Origin of the sequence: Streptomyces sp. 840.1, assembly GCF_003751445.1 — a bacterium.
Lineage (GTDB): Bacteria > Actinomycetota > Actinomycetes > Streptomycetales > Streptomycetaceae > Streptomyces.
Map to the genome: position 1 here is coordinate 162,611 of NZ_RJUU01000002.1, position 19,533 is coordinate 182,143.

Annotated in this window: 8 protein-coding genes; 2 read left to right on the forward strand and 6 right to left on the reverse strand. The window is 67.2% G+C overall.

All coding sequences use genetic code 11. The features are described 5' to 3' along the window. Nucleotides 1-22 precede the first annotated feature (22 nt). Entirely contained in the window at nucleotides 23-2,965 is a 2,943-nt protein-coding gene (locus tag EDD93_RS27055) for a glycoside hydrolase family 2 TIM barrel-domain containing protein (RefSeq protein ID WP_123528118.1), read from the reverse strand. Nucleotides 2,966-3,290: 325 nt separating this feature from the next. On the opposite strand from EDD93_RS27055, the gene EDD93_RS27060 reads away from it, so the two are divergent. Then, nucleotides 3,291-4,025, forward strand: a complete 735-nt coding sequence (locus EDD93_RS27060; protein WP_123528119.1) for a dienelactone hydrolase family protein — start codon at nucleotides 3,291-3,293, stop codon at nucleotides 4,023-4,025. 296 nt (nucleotides 4,026-4,321) lie between these two features. Here EDD93_RS27060 and EDD93_RS27065 read toward each other — a convergent pair whose 3' ends face one another. The 5 genes from EDD93_RS27065 to EDD93_RS27085 all read right to left on the reverse strand — a co-directional run bounded on the left by EDD93_RS27065 (nucleotide 4,322) and on the right by EDD93_RS27085 (nucleotide 18,652). After that, the gene (locus EDD93_RS27065; RefSeq protein WP_148083907.1) at nucleotides 4,322-8,071 is read right to left on the reverse strand and encodes an ATP-binding protein; all 3,750 of its coding nucleotides are present in this window, start codon (nucleotides 8,069-8,071) and stop codon (nucleotides 4,322-4,324) included. A 137-nt stretch (nucleotides 8,072-8,208) separates the two neighbouring features. After that, a complete protein-coding gene (locus tag EDD93_RS27070) occupies nucleotides 8,209-11,625 on the reverse strand; it encodes a hypothetical protein (protein ID WP_123528121.1) in 3,417 nt (1,138 codons plus the stop codon). 158 nt (nucleotides 11,626-11,783) lie between these two features. Continuing rightward, nucleotides 11,784-13,304, reverse strand: a complete 1,521-nt coding sequence (locus EDD93_RS27075) for a 5'-methylthioadenosine/S-adenosylhomocysteine nucleosidase (RefSeq protein ID WP_260255964.1) — start codon at nucleotides 13,302-13,304, stop codon at nucleotides 11,784-11,786. A gap of 135 nt (nucleotides 13,305-13,439) precedes the next feature. Continuing rightward, the gene (locus EDD93_RS27080; protein ID WP_123528123.1) at nucleotides 13,440-17,717 is read right to left on the reverse strand and encodes a hypothetical protein; all 4,278 of its coding nucleotides are present in this window, start codon (nucleotides 17,715-17,717) and stop codon (nucleotides 13,440-13,442) included. Continuing rightward, the gene (locus EDD93_RS27085; protein WP_185092539.1) at nucleotides 17,714-18,652 is read right to left on the reverse strand and encodes a 5'-methylthioadenosine/S-adenosylhomocysteine nucleosidase; all 939 of its coding nucleotides are present in this window, start codon (nucleotides 18,650-18,652) and stop codon (nucleotides 17,714-17,716) included. The genes EDD93_RS27080 and EDD93_RS27085 overlap by 4 nt, the downstream gene beginning before the upstream one ends. Before the next feature lie 181 nt (nucleotides 18,653-18,833). Here EDD93_RS27085 and EDD93_RS27090 point away from each other — a divergent pair, with 181 nt between their 5' ends. Beyond that, nucleotides 18,834-19,373, forward strand: a complete 540-nt coding sequence (locus EDD93_RS27090) for a hypothetical protein (RefSeq protein WP_123528125.1) — start codon at nucleotides 18,834-18,836, stop codon at nucleotides 19,371-19,373. Nucleotides 19,374-19,533 lie beyond the last annotated feature (160 nt).

Below are 19,533 nucleotides of genomic sequence, written 5' to 3' on the forward strand. Positions count from 1 at the left end.
GCAGGGCGCCGATGCTACGTCGTCACCGACCTTGACGGGCAGGGGGGTTGGGGCCGGCGGCGGGGCGTGGAGCGCGGGATCGGCCCAGGGGCGAGAACACGAACGAGAACTCCGCCGGGGCCGCGTGCAGCCGGTGCTCCGGCAGAACGCCCGGTCCGCACGACTGCGAGCCGATGCCCTGCACCGCGTGGTCCAGGCCGACCCAGACGAGCTCCCCGGCCACCAGGTCCGGCAGATGCTCCGCCGCGTCCAGCTGCTCGCTCGTCCAGCGCCGGGCGGTGAACCAGAACGGCGTGCCGCCCTCGGCCCGGAACCCCGAGCCGCTGCCGTCCGTCAGCTCCGCCCACCGCACATCCGCCCGCGCGCCGTTCTCCTGCGGCCTGACGTACGGGGTCTGCAGCGCGTCCACGTCCCGCTCCCAGAGCCCGAGCATCGCGGCGGCCCGGGTGTCCGGGTACGCCTCACCCGGACCGCCGCCGAACCACCGCGCCCGGCCGAGCGCGGCGGGCACCCCGAACCGGATGCCGAGCCGGGGCAGCGGCAGCCGCCAGTCGCCCTCCGGCACCACGGACACCGTGAGGCCGAGCCGGTCCCCGGCCGAGGTCCACCGGTATGTGGTCCGCAGGGCCAGGCCCCGGCCGGCCGGAGCCACCCGGGTCCGTACGGTCAGGGCGTCCTCCCCGGCCTCTACCGCGTCGAGGCGGTGCCGCATCCGGTGCAGCCCCAGCTCGCGCCACCGCAGCCCGTACCGCTCGTCCGGATGCCACGCCGCACCGTTGTCGTTGTCGGTGGGCGCCCGCCACACGTCCAGCCGCAGCGCCTCCACCGCGACGTCCCCGATCCGCACCGGCGCCCCGGTGGCAGCGTCGAAGGCACCCGGCCCGAGCGTGATCACGCCCCCGTCCCGTACCGGACGGGCACCGGCCGCCGGAGCGGGGGCGGCCGGCGCGACCGTCCCGGCCTGGCCCCAGGCCACCACATGCCCGCGCCCGGCCCACGCGGTGTCCTCGGCGAGCACCGCGCGCAGCGTCCACAGCCCCTCGCCCGCCGCTTCCGGCGCCACCTCTGCCGAGGCCCCCGGCGCCAGCTCCGGCACCGTCAGCGTGCCCGAGGCGACGAGCGCGCCCGCCACCTCGTGCGACCACTCGAACTCCAGGTGCCCGAGCCCGGTGAAGTCGTACCCGTTGGTCACCGTGAAGGTGCCCGCCGAGGAACCCGGGCCGATCCGCACCGGCTCGACGACCTTCTTGTACTCGACGAGCCCGGGGGAGGGGGTGCGGTCCGGGAAGAGTAGGCCGTCGCAGACGAAGTTGCCGTCGTGCAGCTCCTCGCCGAAGTCCCCGCCGTAGGCGAAGCCGTGCTCCGGGTGGGCCAGGCCGTGGTCGATCCACTCCCAGACGAAGCCGCCCTGGCAGCGTTCGTACCGCTCGAAGAGCCGCTGGTACTCGCTCAGTCCGCCCGGACCGTTTCCCATGGCATGGGCGTACTCGCACATGATGAACGGCATCGCGCGCCGCCGGGCGTCCAGTTCGGCGTCGGGCAGCGGCTCCTCGGCCCGCCTGCCGATGAGTTCGACCTCGGCGTGCGTCGGATACATCCGTGAGTACAGATCGACGTCCGCGCACGACAGGTCGCCCTCGTAGTGCAGCAGCCGCTCCGGGTCCCGCCCCCGGATCCACCCGGCCATCGCGCTCAGGCCCCGGCCCGTGCCGCACTCGTTGCCCAGCGACCAGATGATCACCGAGGCGTGGTTCTTGTCGCGCTCGACCGTCCTTCGCGCCCGGTCGAGCAGCGCGGGGGTCCACCGCTCGTCGTCGACCGGGTTGCCGCGCCACTGGAGGTCGACAAAGCCATGTGTCTCCAGATCGCATTCGTCGATCACCCAGAGGCCCAGTTCGTCGCACAGGTCCAGGAAGGCGGGGTGCGGCGGGTAGTGGCTGGTCCGTACGGCGTTGATGTTGTGCCGCTTCATCAGCACCAGGTCCTGCCGCATGGTGCCGGCGTCCACGGTCCGGCCGGTCTCCGGATGGAACTCGTGCCGGTTCACCCCTCGGAAGAGCAGCCGCCGGCCGTTGACCTTGATGACGCCGTCCTCGACGACGACCGTGCGGAAGCCGATGCGCAGCGGGATGCGTTCGCCCGGCGTCACCAGCTCCGCGTCGTACAGCCTGGGTGTCTCGGCCGTCCAGGGCTCCACCGGCAGGGTCACCGGTTCGCCCGCCGGGACGTCGATGCCCAGTTCGGGTACGAGGACCCGGCCCTCGGCCCCTTCGCACTCCACCCGCAGCGTCCCGGAACCGGCGCGGTGGTCGTACCCGGCGTGCACGAAGAAGTCCCGGGGCGCGTCCTGCGGCCGGTGCAGCAGCGTCACGTCGCGGAAGATCCCGGGCAGCCACCACTGGTCCTGGTCCTCCAGATAGCTCCCCGAGGACCACGCGTGCACCCGTACGGCCAGCACGTTCTCACCGGCCCGCAGCAGGCCGCCCACCGCGAACTCGTGCGCCAGCCTGGACCCCTTGAAGTCGCCCAGCTCCTGCCCGTTCAGCCAGACCCGGGCGCACGAGTCCACCCCGTCGAACCGGAGCACGCGCTCACCGTCCTCCGGCAGCCCGGCGGGCAGCGTGAACGTCCGCAGATGGTCGCCGGTCGGATTCTCCGACGGCACCCGCGGCGGATCGACGGGAAAGGGATAGACCACGTTCGTGTAGGCGGGAGCGCCCCCGGCCCCCTGCAGCACCCAGTGCCCCGGCACCCGCACCGTTGGCCACCCCGATGCGTCGAACCCCGGCTGCGCGAACGACTCGTCCTCGGTGTCAGCCTCCGGCGAGAGCCGGAAGGCCCACTCGCCGTTCAGGGACACCCGCCGGGCGTCGGACGCCGGGTACCAGGACCGGGGCGCGAGCCCGCCCGAACCCGGACTCGGGTCCTCGTACCAGGAAGTCGCGTCGGCGGCTGTACGGCTCATGGGTCTCCTCGTTCGGCAACGCCCGTCTCACGGTGGACGTTAACGAGCCGCGAACCGGCTCAACAAGGGGGTGTCCGCAGGTGGGATGCCGGCCGGAACCGCTCCGGCCGTGCGCCGAAGCGCCCCCGGGCGGTGGGCTATGCTGCGCGGCCATGACTACCGGGACGGCCTCGCGCCACACACGGATCGGTTACCCGGCGCTCCACTGAGCGCCGTACGGGCCGCCGCCGGTCCGCCTTCCGACCGGGGATCCGGCGCTGCCGCGCGGGCCCCGCCTCCTGTCGTGCCGATCAGAGCCGACACGTTGACCACGACAGGAGAACCCATGCCCACCACCACATTCCTGATCCCCACCGCGGACGGCCGGGCCGACGCGTTCGCCGCCTTCCCCGACGGGGGCGGGCAGCATCCGGGGGTGCTGATGTACCCCGACGGCTTCGGCATCCGGCCCGTGCTGCGGGAGATGGCGAGTGAACTGGCCGGACACGGCTACTGCGTACTCGTCCCCAATGTCTTCTACCGGCACGGACCGGCACCGCTGACCGAGCTTCCCGGGTACATCGGGGCAGAGGCCCGGCCCGCGGTGATGGCCCAGGTGATGCCCCTGATCCAGGCGCACACCGCCGAACGCGTCCGGAGCGACGCGGACGCCCTGCTGGAGTTCCTCGTCGGCCGTCCCGAGGTGTGCGACGGCCCGGTCGCGGTGACCGGGTACTGCATCGGCGGTCTCACGGCGATGCGCACCGCCGCCGCCCGTCCGGATCGGGTGGCCGCCGTCGCCGCTTTCCACGCCCCGGTGGCCGCCGACGGGCCCGGACTCTTCTCCGGGATCACCGCACGGGTCCACCTCGGCCACGCGGCGGGCGACATCACGCCCGACGGCCTGAGCGAGCTGAACCTGTCCCTGGACGCCGCGGGCGTCGGCCACACCTCCGAGATCTACCCCGGCACCGTCCACGGCTTCACCATGTCCGACACCGACGCGTTCAGCGCTTCCGGGCTCCGGCGCCACTGGGACCGCCTGCTGCCCCTCCTGAGCGGCTCCCTGGGCAGCGGCTGAGGTTTCGGGAGCCGTGGCGCCGCCGGTCACAGGGCCGGCGGCGCCACGGCGTCACGGCCCGAAAAATCAGAAAAACCCCACACGGAGTGGGGTTTCTGCTGGTGGGACGTTCACGAGTTCCGCTGACTAGCGACGATGCAGCAAGTTGATCATGCACTTCCCTGCGGCATCAAGGTCACTCCCCAGATAGTTGCGGATGCATGCAATCGCAATGGGGCACTCGGGGCAAGCCTGCATAGTCACATCAGGCACTGGCGGAAACGTTGCCTGACCTCTCGACGCCTGCGTTTTTATGTTCATTGATCGGACAAGGGCGCGATGTCAGTGATTTTTCCGTGCTTCAGCAAGGCATATCTGTGGCACTCATGCAGCGACGGGTCGGTGTGGATGATGTGCCACAGCAGTGTCCACCCGCAGTCGGCTAGCCGGTCGGCAGCTTCCGGTGCCAGAAGCAGGGCATTCGGGCCGCCCTCGGTCAGTGACGGGTCGGTCAATGTGAGAGTGCCGGTAGCGGGATGAATGAAGTCCAGGCGTTGCCCCGTCCAGTGAATTCCGAGCTGCTCGACGACCTGGCGCGTGGGTACCGACCGCCGATCAGGGAGGGCCGCACCGCCTCGCAGAGGAGGAGGGGCCGGCGTTTCTGGGTAAGAGACGGTTGTCGGCCTGTGAGGAATGCCCGACACGTCTAAGGTGGCGAAGTCGGGGTGGCGGTAGTACTCAGCCAGATAAGCATGGCCGGGCCAGTTTCCGCACAGCGCGTCGCCGAATCGATTAGTTTGCAATTTTTGGAGGGCCAGCTGCTCGCTTCCGGCGCGAACGAGCAGAGTGCTGATCTCCACGAAGGCGCTGCGCTCGGCTGGTCGCCTGGCCGGAGAGGCGGACCGCCAGTGGTCCCATGTGCTGATGGTGTTTGGCGACACGCGGAGGATAGGTAGAGTCTCGTCCTCCTCATAGGCCTCACGAGAACCGTCGAGGTATTCGAGGTCGGCAGTGGCACGGGGGTGGAACTCGCCGTGAAGCAGTAGCCAGGTCTGGCCGTCCGGAGCCTGGACGGTGACGACATCCGAGCACGGAATGATCGCGGCCGGGTACGACCCTGTGAGGCTGTCCAGGCCTGGGGAAGTTCCCCACCAGGTCGATGACCTGAGGCTGGCGTTGGTCCTCATGGGCCAGGCAGCGGAGAGAGTCGGGTCAGTGGTGCGCTGGTGATGGCGTGCTGCGCGGCTCTCACCGGGAGCCGCTGCGGGAAGCGTTCCGGCCGTGTGAGAGGCCTGCACCGCATACCATTCTTGCAGCGCCATGGTCAGTGCTTTTGTCCTGGCCACCTTCTCAGGCCATCCCACTCGCGGGCTGCCCGAACGAAACAGGTTGGTCGGCAGCCGCCTCGGCTGCAGGTACTGGGCACGGCGCGAGAGCCAATGCAGCCGAGGCAGCGGCGAGATCTCAGGGAACGGGCTCCAGCTCCCGAGGAGGGCATGGATCCGGCTGATCTGGCGGCTCCGGCCGGGAACAAGGACTGCCGATGATGGCAACTTCAGAAGTACGGGTGGAAAGGAACGTCGATCGCAGGGTTCCCACAGGGCGCGAATGCTGGCAACGGAATCCTGGATTCGCAGATGGGGACGTGACTCGTCCCTCTCGACCAACCCGAGCCACCGCTGTCCCGACGGAAGGTCCGAGCACCGGACCAAGGATCCATAGGCGGCAAGCCACGCCGCCTCCGCAATCATCGCGTCTTGATGGTTCCCGAAGCGGGCGACCTGGACCTCGGCAACATCCGGATGGGCCAGCCATAGGTCGGATGCTAGGCGCACGCACACGTCCCGCAACCCCTCGTACGGAACCGCGCTCAGCCACATGAGTAAGTTTGTGGCATCGAGCGCAGCATGAGCGTCCGCGTCCTGCATTCTGGTCCACGCCAGGAGCCTTCGTAGAAGATCGAGGCCGTCGTCATGGTCGATCAGCTTCAGGACGGGGAGGACGAAACGCTGGTGGAGCTGAGTGCGGCCCCACTTGTTCAATGTCTTGTCGAGGAAGGACCCGCCCAGTCGATGCCCCGGATAGGTGGCATTGACCAGGATCGAATACCAGGCCCACGGTGCAGCATCAGGCTGCTGCAGTTTCCTTAGGACGAATGCAACCGAGCTCTCGAGAACAAGCTCAGGGTCCCTCCCCTCAAGCGACTCTAGGACAACAATGTCGGCCTGGAGCGGGCGGCGCCGTGGCAGGAAGCGAGACAGTTCCAAATCGCTGCCTACATGCGGAGCGGCTCCTGCGAGAGCCTCAAGCATCCGCAGCGCCTCCACCGAAGGCTGTTCCGGTCCGTCGAGATCCTTGACCAGTCGTGCGACTGCCCGCGCTGGTCGAGGCCGGTACAGCAAATTCCGGGCTCGAACATGTTCGGCGAACCGTTGCACTGCGAAGCGCACATGGCCCTGGATCGGGTCGATACCGAGAACTCCCACGCAGTGAAGCCAGTCGACCAGCTGTCCTTGGTCGGGGAACTCGTGACTGTCACCGAGAGTACGTAGCACCGCCCGATACTCAATCGACTCTCGTACTCCGATAGCCTCCGCGATGAGCTCGCAGGCCCGGCTGACCAGAGGAGGAGCACCGCGGACAGTACTGTGCCCGCGGCGCTGTGCCCAGTCCGCGTCCAGCGTGCGAAGCCACATCTGGAACAGCTCGCCCACGGTTGGCACCTTGACGAAACCGTCCTTGGGCTCGAGCGAGTGGTGAATTGACCACGCCAGGACCGATAGCAGAAGGGGGCGACGCAGGTCCCGGATGTCCGGCGGGAGGATCAGTGGCGGGAGATTGTACATATTCTGATACATCCGCCATGCCGCCAGGGGATCCGTGACCCCGGCGTTCCATCGGAACGCGTACTGCCGCTTACGAACCACATCAACGGCATACTCCCCCACGCTCAGTGGTCGGTCCATCCGGATCGTGGCCACCACCGTGACGTCAGGGAAATCAGCAGCGAGTTCCACTAGCGCCGCGAACGCCACCTGCGGATCGCCTCTGACCGCATCCACCTCGTTGAGGGCATCGATAATGAGAACCGCACGTAGTCCCAAGCTCTGGGCATGCGACTGGAGCGCGCCAAGCAGCTCCTGAGCCGAGCTACGCCTTTGCGCACCGCACAGCTCGGCGAGCTGCTGCTCGAAGCCCCGCCGCCCATCGAATTGGTAGCCGCAAACCAGGGCCGTCGGTGCCCCGACAGCGACCCTGGACTCGACCCAGCTGGCCACACCGTACGACTTCCCCGTTCCCCAGCCTCCCGCGATCAGCGCACCGCCCGTGACACGCGCACCCAGCGCCGTATCCGTACACACTCCGCTGAGCAGGAAGGCGCAAGCGTGCAGATCCTTCAGAATCGCCGTGAGATAACCTGCGGCCTGCTTCTGTTCGAATGATCTCTCGGACTCGCGGGGTAGGCACGCCCGCTGCGCCGCGAGCAGAGACCTGCTCAGAGTCGACATGGAGTCCACGACTACAGCTGTGCCATCTATCGTTTCTGACAGTGCCCGTTGCACCGCCCAAGCCTTGTCACAAGAAGACTCCATCAGCAAGCAGGAAGCAGCTTCCAGCTCCGTGCTACATGAATCGCGCAGTTCGGAACCTTGAGCCCATAGATCGATGGCCGCCAGAGCGGCATCGTCAGTCAGGAACAGGCCACCAGAGTCGGGAACCCAACCTGCCCAAGTCCGTAGCGCTAGTGCGGCCCGGCGCATCCGCTCGGCCGCTGGGACAAGATCGTCCAGCTCTTCAAGCGCGGCTGCAAGATCGGTGCGGAGCATTGGCACCGGAGTTCCATCCAGCGCAGGGCGGTAGCAGAGGCCCCTGGCCATAGCCAGTGCGTGCCGGTGGAGCACTTCCAGTGGTACGTGCGGCAATTCGACCCCACCGGACAGGTAGTTGACTGTCAGGTCGCCGTTCTGTACAGCGTTGACCGTGCTCCCATCGGTCGCGGTGTTGCTCTGAACTGGAGAGGTCCCTGCGGCATCGGGCGCCACTGCGGAATCCATGCTGTCACGCAAGGGATCCTTACTCACCGACAGGACCTACCTCTCCGGCGGGCCACACCGGTGCCGGGAACCTCTCGCCAAGGACAGCAGGGACCGCGTGCCTGGCACAGAATTGCGCCCGTTGCCTCAAAAGCATGATGAAATGCCTCTCACCACTGTCGGCGGACATCGAAGTCCAAGTCCTCTCTGAGCGCTCTGCCGATTTCGGCACTCGCGTGCTCCTGGAGTGCGGCGTACAGGCGATCTTCCAGGGAGCCAGCGGGCAGAATTGTCCGGACCCGAGTGGCGCGCTCCCGAATTTCAAGATCCTTCGGATACGGCTCGCCGGGCGACGTCGATTTCACTCCCGATGTGACAGAGCTCATCAGATAGCCGCCGACCCTGCGGTACAACTCTTCCGAATGCTGGGCGGCAGCGTGTAGCACCTCGGTTACGAACTCGGTCTCTTCCCAGAGGAGTTCGCTATGCGCCCCGCTCAAGAGCGGTGCGACAGCGGTCATCCGGGCGGGGTCGCTCGATCCGAAGGACTCCAGCAGCACCTCGCGCACCTGACTGTCGTATACGCCGCCTGTGACGATCGTGAACAGATTGGTTCCGTACAGTTCCCGGCGCCAGGGCTTCTCCCTCTGCTCCTCGAACCACTGCACCAGCTTCCGCAGGAGCTCGACCCGGTGTGGACTGTTCCTGAAAGGTGGCGCGGCGCTCCATGCGTAGGGCAGCGGCTGGAAGCCCCGACCAGGATCGTTCTCCCACGTCTCCAGCCGCTCCAGCATCAGTCCGAGCGCCTCATCCTCATGCGCTTCCGACAGGGCCGCAATAGCTGACTGGACGCGGTGATCGTCCAGTGTCGGCGTCTTGGCCAGCTCTCCTGCACAGGCGGTTCGCTGATCCCGAGTGAGCTCGGGCCAGGAGAGGGCGTTCGGGCCGATGAACGCCCAGCAGAAGTCCGCCGCCCCGCGTCCCAGATCGGAGAAGGGGACAGAACAGAGGAGTGCGATCGCCTCCGGGCGCGAAGCGGAGTGGCGGATCATCGCGACGGCCAGGCGCAGGACCTCCGTACGAACTGTGGTGTCGGCGTGAGTGGACAGCCGACTGGCCATCGTGAACTCCTGCGGGCGAAGTGCCTCGCCTATTGCCAGCCGTGCTGTGCTCGCCCGCACCAAGGCTCGGACGGACGCGGCACGGTCTGTATCAAGGAGATCCACCGCCACCTGCTCGGCGCTTTGCGGCTCGCTCCCCCACAGGGCTTTCAACGCCGGCGCAAGGACAAGATCCACTGTGCTGTCGTCGCACTCCAGTGTTCCGCGGATGATGGCCACTGTGCGAGCGGGCTGGTCCAAGGTCATGCTGGCGATGAGCGCCGTGCAGCCTGACGGAACCTCAGCGAACACTTGCATGCCTGTCTCCAGCAAGTCGCGCAGGACCTCCCAAGCCGTGCCATTGGCCCAGGCCGAGGCTTGGACAGCAGCTTCGGACACTTGGCGCTGCCAGTCGTTGTCAGCCGCTTCGAAGTCGTACTCCTCGTTCACCACTGCCCATTCGTGGGGGTCGCTGTACATCAGCACGGCGAGCCGGTGCGGAAGCGAATCGGGCAGGGCGTCCAGAACTGTCTGCGCCGCCGCGGCGGCTTGCTCAGAGCCGTATGCCACATGCCAATGGACCGATCGCCGCACAGCCAGCGCGACCAATGGCCCGGGTTGGACCTCACGGGTACGAGCGGCCAGCGCCTCCAGCGCCGGAACCAGTGAATCCTCGAACGGCCCGCTCTGATCTCTGAATGCCTCTGCGAAACTGCGCGCCGCCGCGCCCGCTTGCACGGGATCCGGCGAGCCGTAGGCATCGAGCAGCACCTGGTAGGCCCGGGCGCGTACGGTGGCCACGGGCTCGGCCAGCAGCGGAAGACGGGAGATCGTGAGCGTCCAGCCGTTGGCTTCGTGGCGTTCTGCAGTGGTCTCGAAAATGCGGTCCAGTAGTGCGAACGGCATCCGACCGGCAGAGCTCACCGCGCCCTGCCGGGCCCATCGGGCGACGGCATCGATCACGGCCTCCTGATAGAGCAGCGGCTTGTCAGGTGAATAGGAGGCGAGATCGCTGAGGAGTCGCAGCGCCGATTGGGGGGTCGAGTGGAGGGGGCGCAGATCGTGCTGCCCGAGCTTCCACAGCAGGTCGAGAGCCTCGCCGAGATGGTCCGGGTCATGAGCGGCCGCAGCCAGTACCAGAGGAACGTCGTCCAGGACGTGGCACGCGTCGGCTGTGTCGGCCTCCACCACTGGACGCAGGAGATCGAGGACCCGCCGCGGCTGGAACGTGGCGATTTTGCGGACGACCTTTAGCAGGCTGCTCTGGGTGACGGGATCCCCCTCGGTGTACTCCTGCTCAAGGAGGTGCCACAGCGGTTCGACAGGGGACTGGCCGAACGGCCGGAGCCTCCTCCACTGCCAGTCCACCCGGCCCGTGTTCACCAGCAGGTTGGTCAGCGGTTCTCCGTCGGTCTCGGCAAGGACGCGTTCGAGGAAACCGGTTGACGCCCCGCTTTTGGGATCGATCGCGGCCTCGGCCAGCAGGACGTCACCCAGCAAGTCGGGCAGGATCCGGTGCGAGTTTCCCCGGCGTGTCAGGACTCCGCTGTCCACCAGTCGACTCAGTTGAGCGCGAAGGACGGTGTCCGAGGTGCCGAGCAGGGCTGCCATTGCTTCGAGGAAGCGAGGGGCATCTGCGCGCACGGGCTGCAAGGCCGCGACCGCATGCAGCAGGGCCTGGTCCTCGTCATGCGTCGCCGGGTCCGCCAGGGCTGTTGCGATGAACGCCTCCGATACTTGCTGGTGCAGGCTGGCGTCGCTCTCCAGCCAACGGGGATCGAGCCTGCCGCGTGCGATCTCCACCGCGCTGAACACGAGCAGGAACGGCGAGTCACCCACGGCTGCGGCAAGCCGACGGGCCAGGTGCTCCTTCGCCTCGCCGAGTGCCTGTGCCGCGAGGGCGGCTGCATCACGCGTCGAGAGCTCCCCGAGTTCCCATGTCGGCACCTCGGCGTCATCCACCCGGAGTTGCCTGAGTGTCTTCCTGAGCGCTGCTGTGCCGGACGGCCGAGTTGAGACGAGTACGACGGCCTTGGGCCGTTCACGTCGGAGCTCCCGGACGATCCCTGTCAGGTCTTCGGGACGCTGGTGGGCATCCTCAATGATGATGAGCAGGGCGGCATCTGCGGGCAACCGCTCGGCGAGACGGTGGCCGACGGGAGCAATGGCAGGCAGCACCCTCACGACGCCCTCGGCGCGGTGGGCGAACTCTGCAGCGAGAGCGCGCAGCACACGGCTCTTGCCTCCCCCAGCCGCGCCGAGGAGGACACCGATCCTCCCCTCTGTACGGCCTTCGCCCGTCGTGAAGGAGCTCAGCTGTTCGACGAGCTCTGACCGACCCACCAGGTCCCAGCGGTGGGAGAAGTAGGCGGCAGCCTGCGGATCGTCGAAGGCTTCGTGCGGCGTGAGCCACGGATCGGGTGCGCTGGGCTCCACATGGAGGTGATGGTTAACCATCAGAGGACCGTTCTGCACCGCGTTGACCATGCCGCCGCGAGTAGCCGTATTCCTCTGGACAGGGCCGTGGGTGTCAGGTCCTGCGTGGTCAGGCTCTGTGCCACTCGGCGTGACGTTCTCATCCACCTTCGCGCTCTCCTTGTCTGCTGCGGGCAGGACGGACGCCGGACGTTCCTGTCTCGGATATGTCAGAAACCGCGCTTCGGCTTGCGGAAGCTGTTGAGCAGACGAGCGGTGAGTTCCTCGGCGACGCTGTCCCTGTTACTGGTCAGGTCCGTCATAGTGAGGGTTTCGTCCGGCTGGACTCGCAGGAGATCACCTCTCATCCAGGGATGAGCCCTGGACCGGGGCATCCGGCTGACCTCGTCTTCGCTGACCGTCATGGCGGGATCGACCCCGATGCCCAGGGCGACGGATCTGGGGTCAGACAGGGGAAGCCGGGTGAGCAGGGTCAACAACTGGGAGATCTGCTGGGGTAGCACGGCCGGGTCCAGAATGGCTCCCATGCCGTCATGGGGGAGTGGCTGCCAAGCGGAGCGTTGCCCTGTGCGCAGCACCGCAAGTCCGCTGGCGGCCTGACGTACGCCTCCTGCGGCTGCCATTGCCCGTTGGTCGTCGGCAGTCGAGGCAACGAACTCGGCAAGAGTGAAGAATCCGCTCGCGCGCCCGAGGACCATGAGCTCCTCACTGAGCTGGGCCAGCCTGCGGACCTCTATCCGGCTGCCCGAAGGCACTGGGACGAGGTGGATCTCCAATGCGGCGGGGCCGGCACTGAAGGCGGAGTTGTGGCCCGGTCTGCGCCAGTCCACCTCGACGGTCCCGGTCACGGGTTCCCACCGCACTCCCTGACTGTGGGCCGCCGTCTGCGCACCGGTGCTGTGGGAGAAGCCTGCGGGTCCCAAGCCGTTGGAACCGGTCAAGGGTAGGTGCTCGCTGGCGGCCGTACCCGTAGGAGGCGTGAGCGCCGTGATCACGGTGATGGCGGCCGCGGCCGCATGTGCTGCTGCTTGCGGCTGGTTTCCCCCCGCGTCCGCTGCGTGCTTTTGCCCGTCGGCCTTGTCGCTGATGCCTCGGATGGTGAGAGCGTCCAGGTGGCCGGCGAGGTGTACTGCCCGGGCGAAACCTGCGCTCTCCATCTCAATCGCCACCGCGTCGTTGTAGGTGTGGCGCAGTTGGTCCGACAGTGGGTTGTCTGCGGAGTTGAGAACGACATCGCCGGCGGCGATGGGCTTGAGTTGAACGGCGGGCGTGCGCTGTGGTCGTCGGCTGCGGATCTGGATGGTCCACTCGCCGGACCGCAGAGTGTGACGAGCGGCCTGTTCGAGCCAGTGGGAGGCATCCCAGGCACTTGGACGGGCCATGAACCCGCCAGGGTCCAGCTTGCCTCCCTGGTAGGCATAGGTCTTGGTCGCGACCACGACATCACCGAGTTCGAGGCCGTCCTTGATAGCTCCGGCTACACCGACGAAGAACACGGCGGCCGGCTTCAGCCAGGAGTTGATCCGCTCGGTGAGGGCTGCGGCATTGGTGTTGCCCTCACCGAGTTCGGCGAGCGCCACCCGCCAGGGCGTACCCGGCAGCGCCCCCTCCTCGACCCGAGTCCCCATCTCGTGTTCGTAGCTCTCCAGGTCGGTGAGATGGGCGTGCACCGCCTGGAATTCCAGTTGAAGCGCGGTCAGAACCACCACGCGGGGGCCGGGTCGGATCACAGGGAAGTTCCTTGTCGTCGTCGTTGGTGAGGAAGCACGGGCTCGCAGGACGCCTTTGCCCCCTGCACCCGGCGTGCGCAGGGGCCCGGCATGCGAGACCGCAGTAGCCATACATGTCTGGGGCCTTGGCAAATCTCATTCGTCCAGTCGTTGCAGCGCAGAGGCGCTGGGATGCTGGGCAAGGGCGAGACCGTCCACCACCGCCCGGAAGTGCGGCCGGGCGCAAGCGGTCACCTCGGGGTGCAGGTCCTGTAGCCATTCGGCCAGGGAGAGTCCGGCGGAGTCGATCTTCCCGGCGCTGTTGACACACAGCTGCCGTACCCACCGCAGGCCAGGATCGACCTGCTCGTGGACAGGCTGCGCCTTGAGGAACCCAATGAGGTTGTCGACCGCGAACCACCCCTCACCGGCCGAGGTGGTCCAGTTGTCGACCATTTCGGCCAAGGGCGGTAGTGGAAGCCACCGACTGCGGGCCTCTCGCAGGGTGCCGTCGATGTCCTGATCCATCATCGACGGCACGGGGTTGGGTATGAGCTCTCCCATCAGCGACTCGTAGTCGTGCCGCGCGAAGCCGTCGTCATCTCTGTCCGCGTGAACAGGTACGGGCTGAGTCAGGGCCGATTCCATGAGATAGGGCCAGTTGGCGGTGAGGGGCCGCACGAGCTCTCTCTCATAGGTCGCGGCGGTCTTCAGGCCCCTCAGCAGGTGGCTGAGTGCCGATGGAGAGCCGGCGAGCCGATCGGCGAACCCGTGCAGCACGGCGGGCTCCGTGTCGGCGGCGCGCAAGAGGGATACCGCCAGCGCCGCGTGCTTTTCCGTATGCGGTTCGTTGCCCCAGGCGGAAGCTGCTCGCGTATAGGCGTCCAGCAGGGGTCCCCGCAGTGCCAGGGCCTGGGCCGTACGGCAATGCTGCACCCGAGCGGCTTCCAGGATCGCGGGCACGGTGGTCTCTAGGAAGGCCGGAGTCGTCTCCTCCCCGCCCAGGCGGTCCAGTGCTATGGCGAGCACATCCGAGGACGAGTCGATCCCCCAGAGGCCAGATCGGCTGCCTCCGTCAACCAGTACCAGGCCGACGAAGGCTTCTACGGCGCTCCAGGCGAACACGTGATGACAGCCGATATCGCCCGTCGAACATGACACCGACCAAAGCGGCCGCAATCCCTCGACAGCGTACTCGCGTACCTCGTGGACGGGATGGGCCGCGGCGTGCACCACCGCTGCGTGGACGCGCATGGTGCGGTCAGCGTCCAGAAGCGGCGGTGCCGACGAGGCAATCGCGGGTACAAGCACGCGCGGCAACGCGAGGGCTGCCAGACGGCTCCCTGACCAGGGATGTGTGGCATCCGGGCTGCACGAGAGGTCTACCGGCTCCTGGACAGCAGCAACCAGCAGATCCACCGACCAGCGCAGGTCCTCAGCACACGGCGCATTGCCGACCGCTGCCATGTGCACGGCAGCCGCTGCGACCGCGTACAGCCCGTCGGTCATCTGGGCGCCGTCGTCCGCCAGACTCTCGCGGAGCTCACGCGCCGCCCGGAGATCGAGGACCAGCAAGCCGGGGTCGGTGAGAACCGGATCACTGACGCGATGCGGCATAGTCCGTCGAAGCCCATACCGGTTGAGCAGCTCATACTGTTTCGAGGTGCGGCCCGCCCGAGTCCGGCGGCTGTCCAGCTCCCGCTGGATGTCCTCGGACGGCCGGACCTCGACAGCCACCTGGTTGCCGTGCCGTGCCAGGGTGAAGCACTCCCAGTCGAGGTGATCGGCCCAGGATCTGATTTCCAGGCCGTTGATGCCGTCCGGTGCTGCTACGCGCAAGCGATCGGCCACGGCTCTCAGCCGCGCGACAGCCTTCCGGTCTTCCCGGTGCACGGCTTCGACAACGAGGGACATCGCGATCTGGGTCGGCGAGCGCTTCAACCATTCACTGCCGGTCAGTTCGTCGCCTCTGCGGAACATGCTGTCGCTGACGAAACGGCTGTACTCAAGCTCCCAGACGAGTGGCAGGGACAGGAAGCTGTCCAGCTCATCTGTGACTTCGTCCAAATGGCGAAGGAGCATGCCATGCACGAGACCGAGACCGGCGACCGTTCCCACGCGGGTCAGTACCAGCCCGGCGGCCTCGCGCACCGAGGCAATGCCCGGTCGAACGAGTTCCGGCTCCAACCAGCGGTCCAGAGCCATGAGCGCGCTGATGCACGGCTGGGGACCATTCAAGACACCCCGGTACCAGGACCAGGCTTCCGTATCGCCGGCGTAGTTGCGCAGACCAGTGCCCAGGAAGTCGCCCGTCAGGCCAGGCCCTCCCGTGCTTCCACCGTCGTCCCCGTCCTCACCCTCGTCCAGGAACCGACCCCTGTCACCGCAAAGCTCGACGGTGCCCTTGACGATGACCTCGATCAAACTCAACCCACTCGGGGGATCTGCCTGGAGGAGTGAGAAAAACGGCCCGCGCCACCACTGGGCCTGGCGCTGAAGAACGCCGCCCAGGAACTCGTGCTCCCCCATACGCCATCGCCACCGCCTAGCACCGTGCCCACGCCGCCGATCGCAAGGTGGCAGATAGTAGGCTGCGGCCAACTCCACCAGCAGAGGGGGGTCGGTGGCCGCGAGGCACCTACCAGCCTCGGTACGGTCCACCGCCGGCATGAGGCAGCGCGGGCGCCTGCGGGCCAGGTCCTTCAGCACGTCGCCTGCGGCACCGCTGCGGTCGCTGCCGAGCAGTGCCAGCGCCTCGACGAACGAGGCCGAGGGATACTCGGGGGCCTCCCGGAGCATGGCCTCGCGCACCAGGATCCGTACCGGTCGCTGATGCTCCACGTCCAGCCCGAGGGCCTCCTGCTGGGATACGCCGCGCAGCCACGCGAGGACGACCGCGTCACCGGGGTGGTCCTCGCGGTGGGAGAAGATCTTCGTGTGCCGTGCGAGCCACTCGACGACCGGGGCCGCGACGAGAGGGTCACAGGCCCCGCCGTCACCGAAGCGCAGCATGGTGCACCGCAGGAGCCCGCTCAGCAGGTCCGGCTCGCGGGTGAGCTGTCCGGTCAGGGCGGCGAGGGCGTCTGCGCACCAGCCGGCGGACAGCACCGCCTCCCAAGGGACCTCTTCCCAGCGTATTCCGTGCAACGCCGCGAGTTGCACGAACTGCCGGTGTGTCCGGTTCCAGCGGGTGCTGAAAGCGCTGGGTGTATCCGGGCCGGACCGCAGTCTGACCTGACAGTAGATGCGGCCAGCGCGAACGGCCCACCGAGGGCCGTCGGCATCCAGTAGAGGAAGGCCGTCATCCAGCAACAGACGTCTGGCAGTGGCGAAGTCCCTCAGCACGTCGTGGGCGAAGGCGTGTTCCTCGTTTGAGGTCACCGACGCCTCGTCGAGGGGCGCGAGAATGCCGTCCGAGCGCAGCGAAGCCAGTGCCGCGCCGAGGACGGACGACCCGCGGCGACCCGTCAGCCGGCCCTCGGCCAGCGAGAGCAGCGCTTGCCCACGGTCCTCGGACGCCACCCCGCCGACAGCCCGACCACTATTCAGGACGAAGGCGAGCCAGACATGCGTATAGACGTCGGCTTCGCTCGCCAGGAGCAAGGGCAGCTCGGTACCCCGCTTAGCGGAACGGAGCAGAAGGTCGACAAGCGCGATCCGGCGCAGCAGCCAACGTGAACGGCCGCCGTCGGCAATCCTTGCCAACTGCGGTACAGAGGTGAGGATTTCGGTAATCTCACGATCATCCAAAGGGGGCACGGTGACCTCGCCGACATCTGTGCAGCCAGCTCGATCGAGCAGTCCGCGCAGCGTGTCCACCGCGTCGTCGCGGCTGACCAGCACAGGTACCAATCCGGCAGTCATCGCCGCGCCAACGGCCTCCGCGATGAGGTCCTCGAACCCCTCCTGCGCGGCCTCGGCACCGTCCAGAACCAGGATCCCGGGCGGAGCGGACGCCCCCGGTGCGCCGCCATGGCCCACCGCCGCACGAACCAGTGCCTCCAGACCGCCCGCGTATGGAGCCATCGCCCGGACGGCAGCCGCTAACACCCACATGGAACGGTCACGCAGCTCGTCGATAGACCGTAGGACCATGGCAGTCTTGCCGACACCCGGCTCTCCACGGACGACCACAACCTGATGGGGACGATCGCAGCCGAGCGTGCCGCTCAGGCAGGCAAGCGCAGCCGCTCGGTCGATCGCCAGCACCTGGCCGGGCCCGATGCCCAACGTTCCCGGGCTGCGCCGCAGACTTCTCTCCCACTGGGCGAAGAGCAGCTTCCCGTCAGGCCCAAGAAAGTACTGGTTGCCGTTTTGGACGGCGTTGACGGTACCGCCGGCATCGGCATGGTTGGTCTGCGCCATTGGTTGCTCGTAGAGGGGGAGCGATGGCTTGGGCTGCGGGTCCTCTGCTGGCTCGTCGTCCTCGCTCACCGATCAGTTACCTGGGGTCCGTAATTGATGGTCTGGTTGCCGTTCTGGACGGCGTTGACCACCCCTTTTCGATCCGCCCTGTTGACCTGCCTCGGGCCCTGCGCAAGCGCAGGCGCATCATCGGCGGGCCCGGGTTCCTGCCCTGTGGCGCCGCTTATATCGTCGTCGCCTGGTAGAGCGGCGATGACAGCCATGGCAGCCGCTGCGGCATGTGCGGCTGCGATCTGCTGGCTACCGCGGGCATCGGCGGACGCCTTGGCGCCGTCCGCGCAGTCGCTGATGCCCCGGATCGTCAACACGTCGACCTTGCCGAGAACGGCTGCTGTCGCCAGCCCCGCGCTCTCCATCTCAACCGCCACTGCGTCGTTAAAGACGTTGGTGAGGCGCTCCCGCAGTGGGGAGTTCATTGAGTTCAGGACGGTCTCACCGGCGGCGACGGGTTTGACGTGGACCTCAGGCAACCGGTCAGGCTGAAACGCGCCCGCACGCACCCTCTCCGTCCACGCCGTTCCGCGCAGGCTGTGCTTCGCGGCCTGCAGCAGGCCGTGCGAAGGCTCCCAGGCCGCTGGACGGGCGAACTCCGCGTCGGACGCCTGCTTCGATCCGTCGTAGGCGTAGATCTTGTCCGCGACCACGACATCACCGAGCCTGACATCCGGCTTCAGGCTGCCAGCTACCCCGACGAAGATGATCGCCCGAGGTGCGAAACGGGCCCTGGCCCGCTCAGCGAACGCCGCTGTCGCTCGGTTCCCCGGCCCCACCTCCGCGAGGACAACCTGGTGACCCGAGCCCGTCACCTCTCCGGCTTCGAACCACGTCCCTTCATGGATCACCCTGCGCGGATCGACGAGATGCGCGCGCACGGCCTCGTACTCCAGACCGATCGCCGTCAGTACAATGATCGGACCAGCAGGTCCGAACTCACCTGTGAGCAAAGGACTTTCCCTCCGCGGCTGCAACGTCTCCCGAGCGTACCGCTGCCCACTGACAGCCCGGTCTCGGTCGGGCGGGCCAAGTGCTGCCCCGTCGAGATAGTTGTCGCCTCCCTTTCATCGCCCGTCGACCGACACAGAGTTGGCGGTCGGCATCTTCACTCCCAGCAACGGGGAAACAGACGTGGCAACGACCGAGGACATCACCGTCGGCAAGCTACTCCTGGCCGAGTACGACCGAGTGAAGGAGGAACAGAAGACTCGAATAGGGTTTCGGGACAATCTGCTCTACGTCACGCTGGCTGTGATGGTGACAGTGCTGATTGGCGCGGCCCAGACGAACCAAGCCGCCATGCTGCTGGCACTACCTGCCGCCACCTCCATCCTCGGATGGACTTACCTGGCGAACGATCAGAAGATCAGCGCGATTGGCCGCTACGTCCGAAGCAACCTTGGGCCCCGCCTGGGTGAACTCGCTGGCCAACAAGAGAGCCCCTTCGGATGGGAAACAACCCACCGGTGCGACGGCCGTCGGAGGCAACGCAAGATCATCCAGTGTGCTGTCGACCTCACTGCCTTCGGCGCGGTTCCACTGGCAGTCCTCGTCGCCTTCTGGATTTACGGAACTGGAGGGTTCCTGCCAGTCGCTGTCTCCGTTCTGGAGACCTTGGCGGTCGCTGTTCTGGCTACCCAGATTGTCCTCTACGCCGAGACTGAGTCGTAAGCACAGCCCTCGGGTTGGCCTAGACCGCTTCCGGGTTTTACGGAGACTCTAGATCTGGGTTTTGGGGTGACCCTGGGGGCGGAACCAGACACCGGGCTTGGACTAATTTCGAGCAGTTTACGCAACGCCTGAAGCCAAATGACCAGCTCTCCTGCCACCA